The following is a 16,571-nucleotide window of genomic DNA, read 5'->3' on the forward strand; positions in this document are numbered from 1 at the left end:
TGGCGTCTGCGCAATGACACCGCCAGGATGAAGCGTCACAGAAGCCTCAGCGAGCCGAACAGGCCCTCGGTTTCGTCCTCGGGGCCGGCGGCGAAGTAGAGCGCGTCGCTGTCGCCCAGGGCCACGCCGTTGCCGAACTGCAGGGCCCACAGGCCGGGGATGGCCACGGGGCGGTCCTGCGCGTCGCGCAGATCGTCCACATAGCGGCCCGTGGACAGGTCGAAGGCACAGATGCGGCCTGCTCCCCCGAAGTTGCCGACCAGCAGGTGCCCCGCCATTGCGCCGAAGCCGTCAGGAGCGATGGCCACGCCCCAGGGCGCATTCAGGCGTCCATCGTCCTCATACATGCGCAGCAGGCGGCCGTCGAGGTCGAACTCGGCCAGCCTGCCGCGCGCAGGCCGGTTGCCGCTGGCCGCTTCTGCGGCTGCGTCCAGAGCATCCTCCTCGCCGGCATGGAACGCCAGGGGATCGTCCGGGTCGGGCTGGCTGATCGCATAGAGCACGAACACGCGGTCGCGGCGGCCGTCGTTGACGACCTGGATGTTGAAGGGCACCGGATCACCGGGCCGGGCCTCGCCTGCCGCGCCTGATGCGAACGGGTTGGCGAAGCCCTGGGTGGGCACCAGTTGCCACTGCGCGTCCAGCGTGCGGATCTGGGGCCGGGCGCCGAAGTCGGCCATCCACACGCGGTCCCATCGGCCCGTGTGGATGGCGGCCCCGAAGAAAGCCATGCCCTGGTCGGCACCATTGAACATTTCCACCGCAGGGCCGTCCACCCGGACGATGGCGCCCGTCTGCGCATCGCGCTCCGTCCAGGCGCTGACGCTGCCGCTGTCGGTCACGAAGACGAAGCGGGCCGAGCCCTCGAGCAGTCGTCCGGCGGCAGGCTGCTGCCGGACCCGCAGCAGCTGCGAGTCCAGGGGCGCACCGTTGTAGACCACGCCGGTGACTTTGCCGGCACTGTCATCGCCGGTCAGGGCATCGGAGCGCGGAACGGCCACTTCGCGCAGGCCGTCCTGGTGCAGGGCGCGCATCCCGGGATCGGCCGAGCGAGCCACGTCACCGATGAACTGCCAGGACGTGCCCCCGCCGCCAATCCAGAAATGGCCTCCCGCGCCGGCCGGGCGGATGGCGATGCCCCAGCCGTTGACGAAGCCGGGCTGCGTGAAGCGCGCGCCGTAGCGCGCATGGCTGGCGAGCAGGGGAGTCTGGACATAGCGGTTGGCAGCAACATCGCTACCCGCGCCGCAGGCGGTCAGCGCCGGGGAGGCCAGGGTGGTCAGAACAAAGCGTCTGCGGTCAAGCATGGTGGATTTCCTGGTGGCATGGCAAAGCTGTGGATGGGCTGGCTGAGCATGCGAAACCAAGGGGAACCGTATGTTCTGGCTGCGGCCTGCGGGCCGGGTGGACCACAGGAATATGAAGGCGATGCTAGGAAGCAGGGGCGGGCCGCGTCAATGTGGACCAGTCTGATTCTGTGGTGTCCTGCGGTGCGGTGCGGTGCGGTGCGGTGCAGCAGGCATTGCGAACGCGGCGGGCAAAACTGCTTTCACAGGAGACCGGCATGGCACAGCGCCTTTGCCGGGAATGCTGCCGTGCAGCATCAAAAGCAATAGCGGCAAAGGCAGTGCACCGCAGTGTTCGGCGATGGCAACGGCATCCGGCCGCCCCCTTGCGCAGGCTCAGGACGCGGGGTCTTCAGGCCCGCACCGCATGCCGGAATGTTGCCTTCATGTAACCGCATTCGTGTGAGAATTGAAACCCGATTACAAACCCTGAGCGAGAGACATTCCATGCAAGTGAGCCGTGCCACCAAGATCGTCGCCACCCTGGGCCCCGCTTCCAGCGACCCGCAACTGCTGGAACAGATGGTGCGCGAAGGCGTCAACGTGGTGCGCCTGAATTTCAGCCACGGCAAGGCGCAGGACCACATCGACCGCGCCACCATGGTGCGCGAGGCGGCCCAGCGCGCAGGCCGCGAGGTGGCCATCATGGCCGACCTGCAGGGCCCCAAGATCCGCGTCGGCAAGTTCGCCGAAGGCAAGGTCATGCTGGAGCCCGGCGCGCGCTTCGTGCTCGACGCGTCGCGCACCGAGCCCGGCGACATCAACGGCGTGGGCCTGGACTACAAGGAACTGCCGCGCGACGTGAAGCCCGGCGACGTGCTGCTGCTCAACGACGGCCTGATCGTGCTCACCGTGGACCATGTGCGTGGCGACGAGGTGCACACCACCGTCAAGCTCGGCGGCGAGCTGTCCAACAACAAGGGCATCAACAAGCAGGGCGGCGGCCTGACGGCCCCGGCGCTGACGGCCAAGGACATGGAGGACATCAAGACCGCCATGAGCTTCCAGGCCGACTACGTGGCCGTGAGCTTTCCCAAGAACGCCACCGACATGGAGATGGCGCGCCAGCTGTGCAACGTGGCTGCGGCCCAGTACGGCCACAAGCCCGGCCTGATCGCCAAGATCGAGCGCGCCGAGGCCATTCCGCGCCTGGAAGAGATACTGCATGTCTCCGACGGCATCATGGTGGCGCGCGGCGACCTGGCCGTGGAAGTGGGCAACGCTGCCGTGCCCGCGCTGCAAAAGAAGATGATCCGCATGGCGCGCGACATGGACAAGTTCGTGATCACCGCCACGCAGATGATGGAGAGCATGATCACCAACCCCGTGCCCACGCGCGCCGAGGTCAGCGACGTGGCCAACGCCGTGCTGGACGGCACGGACGCCGTCATGCTCAGCGCCGAGACCGCCGCCGGCAGGTACCCGCTGGAGACCGTGCAGGAAATGGCCAAGATCTGCGCCGCCGCGGAAGCCGCCGAAGACCCGGACAGCGATGCCGAGTTCACCGGCCGCCAGTTCTCGCGTATCGACCAGTCGATCGCCATCGGCGCGCTGTTCACGGCCCACCACCTGGGCGCCAAGGCCATCGTCGCCATGACGGACAGCGGCTCCACCGCGCTGTGGATGAGCCGCCACCGCATCCACATCCCCATCTACGCGCTCACGCCCAAGATCTCCACGCAGCGCAAGATGGCCATGTACCGCAACGTGCGCCCCCTGCTCATGGACACCAGCGCCGACCGCGACACCGCGCTGGACCAGGCCGAAGGCCATCTGCGCGCGCGCAACATCGTGCAAAGCGGCGATGTCTACGCCATCACCTGCGGCGAGCCCATGGGCCAGCCCGGTGGCACGAACATGCTGAAGATATGTCGTGTGAACTAACCCCCTGAGGCGCTTCGCGCCTTCCCCCTCTCGCTACGCGGGGGGGACGACACCCTCGCGGCGGGGCGGCCCTTGCTCGGTGTCCCTCGTTCTGGGGGGCGCCAGTTTTATGTGCCGTGCGCTATGCCTTCGCCATGGTCTATCGGGGCCTGCCTGAGTGGGTTCGTGCGTTGTAGGGCAGCAGGTTGGGCATGACGGCAAGGCGGCGCCACAGCGCAGCATGCCAGACCAGGGTGGCGCTGCAGATGCCCACGATGGCACCGCCGACCACATCGGACGGGAAGTGCACGCCCAGGTGCACGCGGCTCCAGCCCATGCCCAGGGCCAGCGACCAGGCGGACACCATGACCCAGCGGCGGTGGCGCGTGCAGCCCAGGGTCAGCGCCTGGGCCAGGGCAAAGGCGCCCGTGGCGTGCATGCTCGGAAAACTGGACCGCAGCGCGTGTTCCACCCATTGCACGCCCATGCCCAGCTGGGCAGGACGCGGCGCCGGGAAGCCCCAGCGGACCAGCCGTGCCACGGCCCAGGCGGCCAGCATGGACAGCAGGGCCAGCACCAGGGTGCGGCGCAGGGCGGGCGAGCCGCGCAGCAGCCCGGCCATCACGGGAAGGGCGCACAGCGAGGGAAGCCAGGAGGAGATGGCGCGCGCCGCCTCGATCGAGATGGCGGGCGTTTGCGCGTTGGCGTTCAGCAGCGTGAACAGGGCGGGGTCCAGGGGCAGCATGGCAACGCTTGATCAGGGAGTGGAAGGCGGAAGGCTGGCGGCGGGCCACAGGGAGTCAGGCGCGCTGTCCCGGGTGCGCAGCGCACGCGTGACCGCCAGGTCGAAAAGCCAGCCCGCCGTCCAGCACAGCCAGCCGGTCCACAGCGTGTGGCTCATGAAATGGGCGCCGCGCATCTGCTGGGCCAGGCCCATCGACAGGCCTGCGGCCAGCGAGACGGCCAGCCAGATCCAGGCTGCGCGGGGTGCATGGCGGCGCAGCGCGAAATAGCCGGCCAGAAAGGCAAAGCCTGCCGAGGCGTGGCCTGCGGGAAAGCAGCGGCCCGGCCCGCCGTCGGCCAGGCCCAGCGACCAGTGCGAGACATGGCGCGCCACGCCGCCGAACTCGGCCAGGTCCCAGGGGCAGCTGGTCGCGCTGGTGTACTTGAGCAGCGAGATCAGGGCCAGCGACAGCAAGATGCCCGCCACCAGCTGCACGCGCCGCCCGTGAGGCAGCAGGCGCAGCGGGCCGATGGGCCGCCAGACGCACAGCGTCAGGCCCAGCACCACCAGCCAGGCCAGGCGGCGTGCGCTTTCGTGGGCGATGTTCACGAAGAACCAGTCCGAACGCAGCGCAAAGCCATCGGCGTCGCCAAACCAGCGGGCCATGGCCAGGTCCAGGGCGCCGGCATCCCAGGCCAGGACCACGGCCAGCGCCGCCAGGGTCCACAGCAGGGTGCTTTTGAAGGAGGGGCCCTGCGCAGGGGCGGCGGAAAAATCTCGGGGTTCAGGTGTCGGCATGGCCGGCAGCATGAGAAGCGCGGCTTAAACCCGTCTTAACGCATGCCCCGGCGTGCGGCCATCGTCTGGCGCCGCAGCCGGCAGCGGCCATTGCACAATGCGCGCATGCGAATACTGGTCGTCGAAGACAACGCGGGCATTGCCGCAGGCCTGCAGGCCAATCTGCAACAGCGCCGCTATGCGGTCGACGTCTGCTCCACCGTGGCCGATGCCTGGCATGCGCTGGAGATGGAGCGCTTCGACGCCGTGCTGCTGGACCTGGGCCTGCCCGATGGCGATGGCAGCGAAATCCTGCGCCGCCTGCGGAGCCCGCGCCGCCCGGGTGGCGACAGCCACGCCCTGCCGGACCCCAACACGCCCGTGCTCATCCTCACCGCGCGCGACCAGGTGCGCGAGCGCATCGCCGGGCTGGACCTGGGTGCCGATGACTACCTGGTCAAGCCCTTCGACATCGACGAGCTGGAGGCGCGGCTGCGCGCCATGCTGCGCCGCGCAGGCGGGCAGGCGGCACCCGTGATCCGCCATGGCGAGCTGGAGGTCGACCCGGCCGCGCGCACCGTGCGCCGCGACGGAAAGCTGGTGGAAATGTCGCCGCGCGAGTTCTCCGTGCTCTGGGTGCTGCTGCAGGCGCGCGGGCGCGTGCTCTCGCGCCAGCAGATCGAGGAACATCTCTACAGCTGGGGCACGGCCGTGGAAAGCAATGCCGTCGAAGTCCATATCCACCACCTGCGCAAGAAGCTGGGCAATGCCAGCATCGTCACCATGCGCGGCGTGGGCTACTTTCTTCCTGCGGAGAACCCATGAGCACCGCGCAGCAGCGCCGCCCCTCGCTGATCTGGCATCTGATGGCCTGGATGCTGGGCGCGCTGGTCGTGGTCTGGGCCAGCTTCGTGGCGCTGGGCTACCAGACCGGCGTGCACGAGGCCGACGAGCTCACCGACGGCCACCTGGCCGGCGTCGCTGCGCTGGTGCTCAACCTGGAAGTCGCAGGCGCCGTAGGCCAGGGAGCAGCCACGCCCGTGCATGAGCCCCCCGGCCTGATGGCCCACGACTACCAGCAGTCGCTGAGCGTGGCCCTGTGGGATGGCGCGGGGCGGCTGATCTCGCGCACGGGCGATGCGCCCGAGCCCGCCTTCGACACCGAGCAGGGCTTTGCCACCCTGCGCCTGGGTCCCGAGCATCGGGCCTGGCGCAGCTTCACCCAATGGAGCCGCGACCATGCACGCAAGGTCAGCGTGATGATCGAGCTGCAGGAGCGCGACGAACTGGCCGACGACATCGCGGGCCAGATGATCGAGCCGGGCCTGTGGCTTTTGCCTGTGGTCGCGCTGGCGCTGGGGCTGGCCATTCGACGCGGCATGCGGCCGCTCAACGAACTCTCGCGCGAGGTCGAGCGCCTGGACCTGGCCCAGGCCGAGCGCGTTTCGCACCGCCACGCGCTGCGGGAATTCATGCCCGTGGTGAACTCCATCAACACCTTGCTGGACCGCCAGCAGGAGGCGCTGGAGCGCGAGCGCAGCCTGGCCAACGAAGTGGCCCATGAACTGCGCACGCCGCTGGCCTCCATCGCCTTGCAGGCGCGTGCCCTGGGCGATGCGCCGGCCGGCGCCATGGATGCCCCGGCCCAGCGCGCCGCGCTGGCGCGCATAGGCCAGGACGCGCTGCACGCCGGCCATGTGCTCAGCCAGCTGCTGGCACTGGCGCGCGCAGGACGCGCCATGCTGGCCGACCCGCCCGTGCCCGTGGACCTGGCCGCGCTGGCCCGCCAGGTGGTGGCCGCCCATGCGCAGGCGGCCTGGCAGCGCGGCTGCAGCCTGTCCGTGCAGGCGCCTGAGGCACTGGGCGTGATGGGCAATGCCGTGCTGCTGGAGCTGGCGCTGCGCAACCTGGTGGAAAACGCCCTCAAGCACACACCGCACGGCACGCAGATCGAGGTGCAGGCCGGGCAGGGGCCCGACGGCGAGGTCTGGTTGCAGGTTTGCGACGACGGCCGCCGCGATGGCGCAGAGCGCGCGGCAGCGCCCGTGGACAGCCTGCACCTGGGCCACGAGATCGTGGCGCGCGTGCTGCGCGCCCACCAGGGAAGCTTTGGCGAGGCCGCGCCGCCCGAAGGCTTCACGACCTGCTACCGCATGGGAATGCCCGGGACAGGGTTGGCGGCAGCTGGTTAAAATCGCCAGTTACCAAGCGGTTACTGCCGCGATCCCCCGGCCGCAGCCCCGCAGCGAACCCATGACGCAGCGGCGGCCGCCATGCGGCAGGGGCATCCCCCTCTCAACAACTTGATACGGACCCTACACATGCCTCTCGTTTCGATGCGCGAACTGCTGGACCACGCTGCCGAAAACGGCTACGGTCTTCCCGCCTTCAACGTCAACAACCTGGAGCAGGTGCAAGCCGTGATGTCGGCCGCCGACGAAGTGGGCGCGCCCGTCATCCTGCAGGCCAGCGCAGGCGCCCGCAAGTACGCCGGCGAGCCCTTCATCAAGCACCTGATCCAGGCCGCCGCCGAGCAGTATCCCCACATCCCCCTGGTCATGCACCAGGACCACGGCACCTCGCCCGCCATCTGCCAGGGCGCGCTGAACCTGGGCTTCGGCTCGGTGATGATGGACGGCTCGCTGATGGAAGACGGCAAGACGCCTTCCTCCTTCGAATACAACGTGGACGTGACCCGCAAGGTCGTGGAAATGGCCCACAAGCTGGGCGCCACCGTCGAAGGTGAACTCGGCTGCCTGGGCTCGCTGGAAACCGGCATGGCCGGCGAGGAAGACGGCGTGGGCGCCGAAGGCGTGCTCGACCACTCGGCCCTGCTGACCGACCCCGAGGAAGCGGCCCAGTTCGTCAAGGCCACGCAGCTGGACGCGCTGGCCATTGCCATCGGCACCAGCCACGGCGCCTACAAGTTCACGCGCAAGCCCACGGGCGACATCCTGTCCATCCAGCGCGTCAAGGAAATCCACGCGCGCCTGCCCAACACCCACCTGGTCATGCACGGCTCCTCCTCCGTGCCCCAGGAACTGCTGGAAATCATCCGCCAGTACGGCGGCGCCATGAAGGAAACCTACGGCGTGCCCGTCGAGGAAATCCAGGAAGCCATCAAGCACGGCGTGCGCAAGATCAACATCGACACCGACATCCGCCTGGCGATGACCGGCGCCGTGCGCAAGTTCCTGGCCGAGAACCCCGAGAAGTTCGACGCCCGCGAATGGCTCAAGCCCGCCCGCGAAGCCGCCAAGCAGATCTGCAAGGCCCGCTACATCGAGTTCGGCTGCGAAGGCCAGGGCGCCAAGATCAAGGGCTACACGCTGGAGCAGATGGCAGCCAAGTACGCTGCCGGTTCGCTGCAGCAGGTCGTGAACTGATCGGTTCCTTCCCCTTCAAAAAAGCCCGCCGGTCCGCCTGCGGGCTTTTTTGTTGTCAGCGCGGCGCGGGGGCCGCAGCCTGGGACCGCTGGGGCACGGCCATGGCCATCTCGTCATCGGGCACCACGGGCTGGGGGTGGCTGGCGTTCCAGCCCGACACCAGCAGGCTGGTGCCCGACAGCACCAGCAGCAGGCAGACCATCCATTCGACCAGCCGCTTGGGCAGGGCGGGCGGATGGCGCATGTGCAGCCAGGTCACCACCGTCACCACGGGAAAGGCCAGGGCCGCCGCCAGCAGCACGCTGGCGGTGATCTCGCCCTCCCAGGCCACCATCACCAGGCGCAGCAGCGCGCAGGTGAGGAACATGGCAAACAGGCACTGGCGCACCACCAGACGGTCCAGCGGCTGGCGGTACAGGTGGTAGACCATGGGCGGGCCTGGCGTGGCAAACAGCCCGCCCAGCAGCCCCGAGGCCACACCGGCCACCCACAGCGACACCGGCCCCGACACCTGCGCGTTGACCTGCTTTTGCAGCAACAGCAACAGCGCGCAGGCCACGATGGCCAGGCCCAGCAGCATGCGCAGCCCGCTCAGCGCATTGCCGCTGAGCCACTGCAGCAGCAGCACGCCGCCGATCACGCCGATGACGCTGCTGATCAGCATGGGCTTGAGCAGGGACCACTGCGGCACCTGGCGGTGGGCGCGCAGGTAGGCCACGCCGTTGACCACGGACAGCAGGCAGGCCACGTTGGCCGCATCGCCAATGCCCATCAGGTGCGTGGCACCGGCCACGCCCACGAAGATCAGCCCGAAGGCAAAGCCCGTCAGGTTCTGGCAAAACGTGGCCAGGCCCACCAGGGCCAGGAACATCACATACTGGATCACACTCATCGAAACGCTTTCTGGCGCGCCGCTGCGCCGAACCGGCGACGCTAACACGGAGCGCCTTCGCCTGCCCGGGCGCCGAAGTCACCAGCGGGCGCCCCAGGCCAACGTGCCAGGCCGGCGTGTCAGTCCGACGTCTCAGGCGGCCGGCGTGTTGAGCCGCTGCAGCCGCTCGGGCGTGCCCACGTCGGTCCAGCGCCCGGCATACAGGCTGGCGCTCACCTGGCCGGCGGCCATCGCCCGGCGCAGCAGCGCCACCAGCGGCACGCGCCAACCGTCGGGGTTGCCGGGCGGGATGTCGCACCAGGGCGCGGCAAACAGCTCGGCGCGCAGCAGCGCAATGGTGCCGTAGGTCTGGCGCGGGCGGGCATCGCCCTCGGGCCAGTCGCAGGCCAGGCCCAGTTCGTCCACGCCGAAGTCGCCACGCGGATGGTGCTCGGGGTTGGGCACCAGCCACAGATGGGCCAGCCGTCCGCTGGCGGCAAATTCGCGGGCCGCCTCGAACGGGAAATCAAAGTCGGGCGCGTAGACATCGCCGGCCGCCAGCCAGAACACCGTGTCCAGAAGCGGCAGCGCGCGCGCAATGCCTCCTGCGGTCTCCAGCGCCTGCTCGGGCTCGGGGGAATAGGCCATATGCAGCGGCTCGCCACCTGTGTCGGGCGCGAAGCGCGCCCCGAAGCGCGCGGGAATCTGCTCGCCCAGCCAGCCCGTGTTGACCACGGCGCGGCGCACGCCGGCCTGCGCAAGGGCCTGCAGGTGGTGCTGCAGCAGTGGCCGGCCCTGCACCTGCAGCAGCGGCTTGGGGCAGGTGTCGGTCAGCGGCCGCATGCGCTCGCCACGGCCTGCGGCCAGCAGCATGGCCGGTGGCTGCTCGGTGAGGAAAAGCGCCTTGGCGGCGGGGAACGGCTGGATGGGCGAGGCGGTCATGGAGCGCAACTGTAGACCATTGCCAGCGGCCATTGCCCCGCGCGCGGGAGCCGAAAACCCGCGTCCTTTAAAATAGCCGGCTTACTCTGATTACCCCCTCCTTCACGGAGCGCCCTGATGGCCAACACTCAACAAATGGCGAATGCGATCCGCGCACTCGCAATGGATGCCGTTCAACAAGCCAACTCCGGCCACCCCGGCGCCCCCATGGGCATGGCCGACATGGCCGTGGCACTGTGGAGCCGTCACCTCAAGCACAACCCCGTCAACCCGCAATGGGCTGACCGTGACCGCTTCATCCTGTCCAACGGCCACGGCTCCATGCTGATCTACGCGCTGCTGCACCTCACGGGCTATGCGCTGCCGATCGACGAGCTCAAGAACTTCCGCCAGCTGCACAGCAAGACGGCCGGCCACCCCGAAGTGGGCATCACCCCCGGCGTGGAAACCACCACCGGCCCGCTGGGCCAGGGCATCACCAATGCCGTGGGCTTCGCGCTGGCAGAAAAGCTGCTGGCTGCCGAATTCAACCGTCCCGGCCACGCCATCGTCGACCACCACACCTACGTGTTCCTGGGTGACGGCTGCCTGATGGAAGGCATCAGCCACGAGGCCGCGGCCCTGGCCGGCGCCTGGAAGCTGGGCAAGCTGGTGGCGCTGTACGACGACAACGGCATCTCCATCGACGGCAAGGTCGCTCCCTGGTTCATCGACAACACGCCCGCCCGCTTCGAAGCCTATGGCTGGAACGTGGTGCGCGACGTGGACGGCCACAACGTGCAGGCCATCGATGCCGCCATCGCCGCCGCCAAGAAGAGCAGCGACAAGCCCACGCTGATCTGCTGCAAGACCAGCATCGGCAAGGGCTCGCCCAACCGCCAGGACACGGCCAAGGCCCACGGCGAGCCCCTGGGCGCCGAGGAAATCGCACTGACCCGCGCAGCCCTGGGCTGGGAGCACGGCCCCTTCGACATCCCCGCCAGCGTCTACGGCGACTGGGATGCCAAGGCCGCCGGCGCCAAGGCCGAAGCGGCCTGGAACAAGAAGTTCGCCGCCTATGCCAAGGCCTTCCCCGAACTGGCTGCCGAATTCAAGCGCCGCATGGCCGGTGACCTGCCCGCCAACTTCGGCGAGATCGCCGCGCAGATCGCCTCCGACGCGCATGACGCAGGCGCCACCGTGGCCAGCCGCAAGGCCAGCCAGCTGGCCCTGGAAGGCCTGACCGCAGCCCTGCCCGAACTGCTGGGCGGCTCGGCCGACCTGACCGGCTCCAACCTGACCAACACCAAGAGCACGCCTTCGCTGCGCGTGGACGACAAGGGTGCCGTGGTCCTGACCGAAGACGGCAAGATCGGCCGCCACATCAACTACGGTGTGCGCGAGTTCGGCATGGCTGCCATCATGAACGGCATCGCCCTGCATGGCGGCTACATCCCCTACGCAGGCACCTTCCTGACCTTCAGCGACTACAGCCGCAACGCCATCCGCATGGCCGCGCTGATGAAGCAGCGCGTGGTCCACGTCTTCACGCACGACTCCATCGGCCTGGGCGAAGACGGCCCCACCCACCAGTCCATCGAGCACGCCGCCTCTCTGCGCCTGATCCCGGGCCTGGATGTCTGGCGCCCTGCAGACACCACGGAAACCGCCGTCGCCTGGACCGTGGCCCTGAGCCAGAAGAACAAGCCCACGGCCCTGCTGCTGTCGCGCCAGAACCTGGCCTACGCAGCCAAGACCGAAGACGCGCTGGACGACATCGCCTGCGGCGCCTACGTGCTGTCCGAGCCCAAGGCCGTCGGCCTGAACAAGAAGGCCCAGGCCGTCATCATCGCCACCGGCTCCGAAGTGCAGCTGGCCCTGGCCGCCCAGAAGCTGCTGGCCGAGCGCAAGGTCGCCGTGCGCGTGGTCTCCATGCCCAGCACCACCACCTTCGACAAGCAGGACGCCAAGTACAAGAGCCAGGTGCTGCCGGCCAACCTGCCGCGCATCGCCGTGGAAATGGGCGTGACCGACTTCTGGTGGAAGTACGGCTGCGCCGCCGTCGTCGGCATCGACACCTACGGCGAATCGGCCCCAGCGCCCGTGCTGTTCAAGCACTTCGGCTTCACGGCCGAGAACGTGGCCGACACCGTGCAGGCTGCGCTGCAGCGCGCCGGCAAGTAAAGCTGCGAGAAGGGGCCTGTGGCCCCTTTTTGCCGCCCGCCAGGCCCGGCCTGGCCCTCACCGTTTCAGTTTTTCCGTTTTTCGCAATCCGTCAATCCAAGAGGCAAATATGACGATCAAGATCGGTATCAACGGCTTCGGCCGCATCGGCCGCATGGTGTTCCGCGCTGCCGTGCAGAACTTCAGCGACATCGAAGTCGTGGGCATCAACGACCTGCTCGAGCCCGACTACCTGGCCTACATGCTCAAGTACGACAGCGTGCACGGCCGTTTCAAGGGCGAGGTCTCGGTGGAGGGCTCCAACCTGATCGTCAACGGCAAGACCATCCGCCTGACGCAGGAGCGCGACCCCGCCAACCTGAAGTGGAACGAAGTCGGCGCCGACATCGTGATCGAGGCCACCGGCCTGTTCCTGACCGACGAGACCGCACGCAAGCACCTGGCTGCCGGCGCCAAGAAGGTCATCATGTCCGCGCCTTCCAAGGACAGCACCCCGATGTTCGTCTTCGGCGTGAACTGCAAGACCTACGCTGGCCAGGACGTGATCTCCAACGCCTCCTGCACCACCAACTGCCTGGCTCCCGTGGCCAAGGTGCTCAACGACAAGTGGGGCATCAAGCGCGGCCTGATGACCACCGTGCACGCTGCCACCGCCACCCAAAAGACCGTGGACGGCCCCAGCAACAAGGACTGGCGCGGCGGCCGCGGCATCCTGGAAAACATCATTCCCTCCAGCACGGGCGCAGCCAAGGCCGTGGGCGTGGTGATTCCCGAGCTCAACAAGAAGCTGACCGGCATGTCCTTCCGCGTGCCCACCTCCGACGTGTCGGTGGTGGACCTGACGGTGGAACTGAACAGCGAAGCCAGCTACGAAGAGATCTGCGCCGAAATGAAGGCCCAGTCGCAAGGCGCGCTCAAGGGCGTGCTGGGCTACACCGAAGACAAGGTCGTGGCCACGGACTTCCGCGGCGAGTCCTGCACCTCGGTGTTCGATGCCGAAGCCGGCATCGCCCTGGACAAGACCTTCGTGAAGGTCGTGTCCTGGTACGACAACGAGTGGGGCTACTCGAACAAGTGCCTGGAAATGGTGCGCGTGGTCGCCGCCAAGTAATCCTGGCGCGAACCGCTGCGGGGCCTGTCGACGGGCCCTGCACCAGGCCGGCATCGGACGCGATGCCGGCCTTTTTCATGGAAGCTGCGACACTGGCGGCTTGTGCGCCACACCGGAGGTTCCCATGGCTGTCCACGCGAGTTCCACCACGCTGATCGTGCTGCTGCCCCTGCTGGTCTGGCGCCTGCACGCGCGTTACCGGCGGCTCGTGGGGCGCCAGCGCACGAACAAGTACCGGCCCTGGATCACGCTGGGCATCTACACCGTGCTGCTGGGCCTGGTGAGCTGGGTCGCCTGGGGCCACTGGCCTGCGCTGGCGGCGCTGGGCGGCGGGCTGGTCTGCGGCGGGCTGCTGTCGCGCTGGGCCTGGTCGCGCACGCAGCTCGAACCGACTCCACAGGGCCTGTACTACACGCCTCATACCCATCTGGGCATTGCCCTGTCCCTGCTGTTCCTGGCGCGCATCGCCTGGCGCGTGGTGCAACTGGCCTGGCTGTCGCCGGGCGCCGATACCGGCCTGCATGGGTTCATTGCCAGTCCGCTCACACTGTCGGTGTTCGGGCTCATGGCGGGGCACAGCACGGGCTATGCGATTGCGCTGTATCGCTGGCGCCAGCGCGTGCTGGCCGCCAAGCGGGCGCGCGAGGCGGCCCAGGTCTAGCACTGCAAGCGTTGCTCGACAAAGCCGGCACCGGCGGCGCGGCATCATGGCCGCATGACTACTTCATCCGCATTGCACGAGACCATTGGCTTTGACGACTTCCTCAAGGTGGAGCTGCGCGTGGGCCGCATCGTGGACGCCCAGGTGTTCAAGGAGGCGCGCCGCCCCGCCTATGTGCTGCAGGTCGACTTCGGCCCGGCGCTGGGCCTGCGCAAGTCCAGCGCCCAGATCACGGCGCTGTACCGGCCCGAGGAACTGATAGGCCGCCAGGTGGTGGCTGTGCTGAACTTTCCCAGCAAGCAGATCGGGCCCATGCGCTCGGAATGCCTGGTCACGGGATTCCACAACGAGAACGGCGAGGTGGCGCTGTGCGTGCCCGACCGCGAGGTGCCGCTGGGTACCAAGCTGCTGTGACGGCCTGGGTGACTGTTGGCCTGGGTGACTATTCGATGCGCACGTCGGCCGCCTTGACGATGCGCCCGGACGCTTCCCAGTCGTCCTTGAGCAGGCGCTGGAATTCGGCGGCCGGCAGGGTGGCGGCTTCCACGCCCACGCGGGCCAGGCGCTCCTGGACCACGGGCTCGGCCAGCACCTTGCGCACGGCGGCGTTGATGCGCTCCACTTCGGCGGGCGGCGTGCCGGCCGGTGCCAGCAGGCCCAGCCAGGAGTCGAAGGCATAGCCGGGCACGCCGGACTCGGCCACCGTGGGCAGATCGGGCAGGAAGCGCGACCGTTGCTGGCCCGAGTAGGCCAGCAGTTTGACGCGCGGGTCCTTCTGGAAGGCCAGCATGCCGATGGTGGCGCCCGTGACCAGCTGCACGCGGCCGGCCAGCAGTTCGGTCGTGGCGTCGCCCGTGGATTTCATGGGGATGTGCTGCAGCTTGACGCCCGCCTGAGCGGCCAGCGAGGCCGAGGCCAGGTGCGAGGCGCTGCCATTGCCGGCCGACGCATAGTTGAGCTGGCCGGGCTGGGCCCTGGCGCGCTGCAGCAGCTCGCCCAGGGTCTGCACGCCCGAGGCGGCCGGCACGCCCACCACATAGCCCGTGCGGCCCAGGAAAGACACGCCCACGAAGTCCTTGAGCGGGTCATAGGGCAGCTTCGCGTACAGATGGCCGGCCAGGTTGTGGCTGGCCGCAGCCAGCACCAGGGTGTTGCCGTCCGGCGCGGACTTGGCCACCTGGGCCGTGCCCACGCTGCCACCCGCGCCCGCCCGGTTTTCCACCACCACGGTGGCGCCCAGGGCCTGGCCCAGTTCATTGCTGAAGGTGCGTGCCACCGTGTCCTGCGTGGCGCCCGCGCCGAAGGGCACGACGATGCGGATCACGCGTTCGGCATGCACGGCCGGTGCCAGTCCCAGGGCCAGGGCTGCTGCCAGCAGAACGCGGCGGGTGACGGGAGAAGGGTGAGAGGTTTTCATGGGGAAGTTTCCTGGGTGACGGCAAGCCACCGCTCCACCAGCCGCACGAAGTAGCTGGCGCCGATGGCAAGGATGTCGTCGTTGAAGTCGTAGGAGCGGTTGTGGATCAGGCAGGGGCCGTCGCCATGGCCGGGCAGTCGGTGATCGCCCTGGCCGTTGCCGATGAAGGCGTAGCAGCCGGGGCGCGCCTGCAGCATGTGGGCGAAGTCCTCGGCCGCCAGCACGCCGGGGAACTGCGTGTCCACGGCGTCGTCGCCCGCGATCTCGCGCATCACGGCGGCGGCGAAGGCGGCCTCGGCCGCGTGGTTGACCAGGGGCGGCGAGGCGCGCCGGAAATGGATCTCGGCCCTGCAGCCATGGGCCAAGGCCGTGTGCTCGGCCTGGCGGCGCAGGGCGGCTTCGAGGATGTCCAGCGCCGCCACGGAGAAGGTGCGCACCGTGCCGCCCACCCAGGCGCTGTCGGGAATCACGTTGGGCGCGTCCGAGCCCTGGATCTGCGTGACCGCCAGCAGCGCGCGTTCGCGCGAATCCACATGGCGCGCGACCAGGGTCTGCAGCTGCTGGGCCAGGTCAATGGTGGCGGCCACCGGATCGATGCCCGTGTGCGGCAGCGAGGCATGCGTGCCCTGCCCATGCAGCACGATGCGGAAGGTGTTGCTGGAGGCCATGAGCGCGCCCGGGTTGAGCGCGAAGCTGCCCACGCGGTCCAGCGCGAAGTTGTGCAGTGCGAAGACCGCATCGCAGGGAAAGCGCTCGAACAGGCCTTCGTCGATCATCCTGCGTGCGCCGGCCTTGCCCATCTCTTCGGCCGGCTGAAAGATCAGGTGCACCGTGCCCGCGAAGTCGCGCGTGCGCGCCAGATGCCAGGCCGCGGCCAGCAGCATGGTGGTGTGGCCGTCATGGCCGCAGGCATGCATGCGGCCTGCGTGCTGCGAGCGGTGGGCGAACCGGTTTTCTTCCTGCAGCGGCAGCGCATCCAGGTCGGCGCGCAGGCCGATGGTGCGCGTGCCATGGCGTGCGTCCGTATGCCTGCCGTGCACCACGCCCACCACGCCCGTGCCGGCCAGGCCGGTGTGCACCTCCACGCCCCAGGCGGCCAGGCGTTCGGCCACGATGGCCGCGGTGCGGTGTTCCTCGAAGCCCAGCTCGGGGTGGGCATGCAGGTCGCGCCGCAGGGCCACGAAGGGCGCCATGTCGGCAAAGCTTTCGATCAGGTGGGGCAAGACGGTCTCCGGCCGCAGCCGGCCCATGCCTGCTGCGGCGAATCCCGGATTCTGTAAAGCCGCCAGCCCTGCGGCAACGAAGCAAAA

The 16,571-nt window shown here is 68.7% G+C and carries 15 protein-coding genes; 8 read left to right on the forward strand and 7 right to left on the reverse strand.

The genetic code is table 11. The features are described from left to right. Nucleotides 1-35 precede the first annotated feature (35 nt). Nucleotides 36-1,307 carry a TIGR03118 family protein gene (locus tag ACF8O7_RS14245; RefSeq protein WP_074920865.1) on the reverse strand — a complete coding sequence of 424 codons (1,272 nt, stop codon included), beginning with the start codon at nucleotides 1,305-1,307 and terminating at the stop codon, nucleotides 36-38. A 486-nt stretch (nucleotides 1,308-1,793) separates the two neighbouring features. Here ACF8O7_RS14245 and pyk point away from each other — a divergent pair, with 486 nt between their 5' ends. Next, nucleotides 1,794-3,230, forward strand: coding sequence for a pyruvate kinase (pyk, locus tag ACF8O7_RS14250; RefSeq protein WP_016449840.1), 1,437 nt, complete (start codon nucleotides 1,794-1,796; stop codon nucleotides 3,228-3,230). A gap of 139 nt (nucleotides 3,231-3,369) precedes the next feature. On the opposite strand, the gene ACF8O7_RS14255 is transcribed toward pyk, so the two are convergent. Both ACF8O7_RS14255 and ACF8O7_RS14260 read right to left on the reverse strand, forming a co-directional pair. Next, nucleotides 3,370-3,954, reverse strand: coding sequence for a phosphatase PAP2 family protein (locus ACF8O7_RS14255; protein WP_126311134.1), 585 nt, complete (start codon nucleotides 3,952-3,954; stop codon nucleotides 3,370-3,372). Nucleotides 3,955-3,966: 12 nt separating this feature from the next. Beyond that, complete coding sequence (locus ACF8O7_RS14260; RefSeq protein WP_074920863.1) at nucleotides 3,967-4,743, reverse strand: phosphatase PAP2 family protein; 777 nt, start codon at nucleotides 4,741-4,743, stop codon at nucleotides 3,967-3,969. Nucleotides 4,744-4,836: 93 nt separating this feature from the next. Here ACF8O7_RS14260 and ACF8O7_RS14265 point away from each other — a divergent pair, with 93 nt between their 5' ends. The 3 genes from ACF8O7_RS14265 to fba all read left to right on the forward strand — a co-directional run bounded on the left by ACF8O7_RS14265 (nucleotide 4,837) and on the right by fba (nucleotide 8,096). Next, on the forward strand, nucleotides 4,837-5,535 hold the full coding sequence (locus tag ACF8O7_RS14265) for a response regulator transcription factor (RefSeq protein ID WP_026062623.1): 699 nt from the start codon (nucleotides 4,837-4,839) through the stop codon (nucleotides 5,533-5,535). Next, nucleotides 5,532-6,902, forward strand: a complete 1,371-nt coding sequence (locus ACF8O7_RS14270; protein ID WP_043791552.1) for a two-component sensor histidine kinase — start codon at nucleotides 5,532-5,534, stop codon at nucleotides 6,900-6,902. Before ACF8O7_RS14265 ends, ACF8O7_RS14270 begins: the two co-directional genes overlap by 4 nt. A 129-nt stretch (nucleotides 6,903-7,031) precedes the next feature. Beyond that, the gene (gene fba, locus ACF8O7_RS14275) at nucleotides 7,032-8,096 is read left to right on the forward strand and encodes a class II fructose-bisphosphate aldolase (protein WP_013804528.1); all 1,065 of its coding nucleotides are present in this window, start codon (nucleotides 7,032-7,034) and stop codon (nucleotides 8,094-8,096) included. Between the two features lie 55 nt (nucleotides 8,097-8,151). Here fba and ACF8O7_RS14280 read toward each other — a convergent pair whose 3' ends face one another. Together ACF8O7_RS14280 and ACF8O7_RS14285 are read right to left on the reverse strand one after the other, a co-directional pair. Next, on the reverse strand, nucleotides 8,152-8,988 hold the full coding sequence (locus ACF8O7_RS14280; RefSeq protein WP_034363409.1) for a sulfite exporter TauE/SafE family protein: 837 nt from the start codon (nucleotides 8,986-8,988) through the stop codon (nucleotides 8,152-8,154). A gap of 132 nt (nucleotides 8,989-9,120) precedes the next feature. Further along, nucleotides 9,121-9,909 (reverse strand): nucleotidyltransferase family protein, encoded by a 789-nt coding sequence (locus ACF8O7_RS14285; RefSeq protein ID WP_126311135.1) that lies wholly within the window; start codon nucleotides 9,907-9,909, stop codon nucleotides 9,121-9,123. A 117-nt stretch (nucleotides 9,910-10,026) separates the two neighbouring features. On the opposite strand from ACF8O7_RS14285, the gene tkt reads away from it, so the two are divergent. From tkt to ACF8O7_RS14305, 4 genes are all read left to right on the forward strand, one after another. Then, nucleotides 10,027-12,072 (forward strand): transketolase, encoded by a 2,046-nt coding sequence (gene tkt, locus ACF8O7_RS14290; protein ID WP_047475237.1) that lies wholly within the window; start codon nucleotides 10,027-10,029, stop codon nucleotides 12,070-12,072. A 109-nt stretch (nucleotides 12,073-12,181) separates the two neighbouring features. Continuing rightward, nucleotides 12,182-13,183 (forward strand): type I glyceraldehyde-3-phosphate dehydrogenase, encoded by a 1,002-nt coding sequence (gene gap / locus ACF8O7_RS14295; protein WP_012202871.1) that lies wholly within the window; start codon nucleotides 12,182-12,184, stop codon nucleotides 13,181-13,183. A 124-nt stretch (nucleotides 13,184-13,307) separates the two neighbouring features. Continuing rightward, nucleotides 13,308-13,844, forward strand: a complete 537-nt coding sequence (locus tag ACF8O7_RS14300; RefSeq protein ID WP_016449832.1) for a hypothetical protein — start codon at nucleotides 13,308-13,310, stop codon at nucleotides 13,842-13,844. Between the two features lie 54 nt (nucleotides 13,845-13,898). After that, nucleotides 13,899-14,258, forward strand: coding sequence for a tRNA-binding protein (locus tag ACF8O7_RS14305; protein WP_016449831.1), 360 nt, complete (start codon nucleotides 13,899-13,901; stop codon nucleotides 14,256-14,258). Between the two features lie 28 nt (nucleotides 14,259-14,286). Here the strand turns inward: ACF8O7_RS14305 and ACF8O7_RS14310 are convergent, their stop codons facing one another. Together ACF8O7_RS14310 and ACF8O7_RS14315 are read right to left on the reverse strand one after the other, a co-directional pair. Next, nucleotides 14,287-15,261 (reverse strand): tripartite tricarboxylate transporter substrate binding protein, encoded by a 975-nt coding sequence (locus ACF8O7_RS14310; RefSeq protein WP_016449830.1) that lies wholly within the window; start codon nucleotides 15,259-15,261, stop codon nucleotides 14,287-14,289. Beyond that, complete coding sequence (locus tag ACF8O7_RS14315) at nucleotides 15,258-16,511, reverse strand: M20 family metallopeptidase (RefSeq protein ID WP_280047577.1); 1,254 nt, start codon at nucleotides 16,509-16,511, stop codon at nucleotides 15,258-15,260. The genes ACF8O7_RS14310 and ACF8O7_RS14315 overlap by 4 nt, the downstream gene beginning before the upstream one ends. Between the last annotated feature and the right edge of the window lie 60 nt (nucleotides 16,512-16,571).

The sequence above is a fragment of the Delftia sp. WSY_16 genome, assembly GCF_043104415.1.
Classification (GTDB): domain Bacteria; phylum Pseudomonadota; class Gammaproteobacteria; order Burkholderiales; family Burkholderiaceae_C; genus Comamonas; species Comamonas tsuruhatensis.